The 1,302-nt window shown below is 73.2% G+C and carries 2 protein-coding genes; one reads left to right on the forward strand and one right to left on the reverse strand.

Annotated features, from left to right (window positions below; genetic code table 11):
- The coding region (locus PLL68_RS04970) for an electron transfer flavoprotein subunit alpha/FixB family protein (protein ID WP_324532215.1) at positions 1-684 on the forward strand (684 nt) is incomplete at its 5' end.
- 19 nt (positions 685-703) lie between these two features.
- On the opposite strand, the gene PLL68_RS04975 is transcribed toward PLL68_RS04970, so the two are convergent.
- On the reverse strand, positions 704-1,302 hold a 599-nt coding region (locus tag PLL68_RS04975; RefSeq protein WP_502910670.1), incomplete at its 5' end, for a PHP domain-containing protein.

Raw genomic sequence — 1,302 nt, forward strand, 5'->3', positions numbered from 1 at the left:
CCCGGCACCGGCCGCGGCAACGAGGTGCTGGCGCACGTCGCCGCCCGCCGCAACCTGCGCATGGCCGCCAACGTCGTCTCCGTCGAGTCGCTGAACCCGCTCGTGGTCCAGCGTCAGGTCGTCGGGGGTGCCGCCCTCGAACGGGCCACCGTCGACAGCCGGGTCCGCCTCATGACGATGGCCGGTCACGCCGTCGAGCCGGTCGCCGCCCCCTCCCCCGGTGCGGCGACCGTCACGCCGCTCGCGGTCACCGTCGACCCCAAGGACCTGCGCGCCCAGGTGGTGCGCACCGAAGTCCGTGAGAGCGGTGACGCCACCGGCCTCACCTCCGCACGGGTCGTCGTCGGTGGTGGCCGTGGGGCCGGTGGGCCCGAGGGTTTCGGCGGTGTCGAGGCCCTGGCCAACCGTCTCGGCGGTGCCGTCGGCGTCTCGCGCGTCGTCACGTCCCTGGGCTGGCGCCCGCACCACGAGCAGGTCGGCCAGACCGGTTCGCGGATCGCGCCGGACCTCTACATCGCGTGCGGCATCTCCGGCGCCATCCAGCACTGGGCCGGCTGCGCGTCGAGCAAGACGATCATCGCCGTCAACACCGACCCCGACGCGCCGATGGTGACCAAGGCGAACTACGCCGTCATCGGTGACATGCACGAGGTGCTTCCCGCGGTGCTCGACGAGCTCGCCTGACCCCGACCGCTTTCCCGACTCAGGGAGCCACCACGGCGGTGCCGGTCCCGAGGGCCTCGATGACCTCCAGCACCTCCGGGGTCGTCGTGTGCTCGCCGATCCGGTTGAGCTTGCCGGTGCCGTGGTAGTCGCTGGACCCGGTGGCGACCAACCCGAGAACCCGCGCGAGGTCCGCGAGGTGCGCCACGGCATCCGCGCGGTGGTCGCGGTGGTCCACCTCGATGCCCACCAGACCCGCGGCAGCCATCTCCTCGATGAGCTCGTCCGAGACGACTCGGCCACGGTTCACCGACCGCGGGTGCGCGACCACCGGCACGCCACCGGCCGCACGCACGATCTCGACGGCCCGCACCGGGTCGGGCGCGTAGTGCTCGACGTAGTAGGGGCTGCGGCCACCCAGCCACCGCGCGAAGGCCTCGTCACGGTGCCCGATGACCCCGGACGCCACGAGCGCGTCCGCGATGTGCGGGCGACCGGGAGTGGCGCCCGGCTCGACCTGCGCCCGGACCTCCTCGATCGTCACGGGGATGCCGTCGGCCGCCATCTTCGCGACCATCGCATCGAGCCTGGTGTCGCGGCTGTGGAGCGCCCGTTCCAGCTCGGCCACGAGGTCGGGGT

This window comes from Ornithinibacter sp., assembly GCF_035443565.1.
In the GTDB taxonomy this organism is placed as follows: Bacteria; Actinomycetota; Actinomycetes; order Actinomycetales; family Dermatophilaceae; genus Fodinibacter.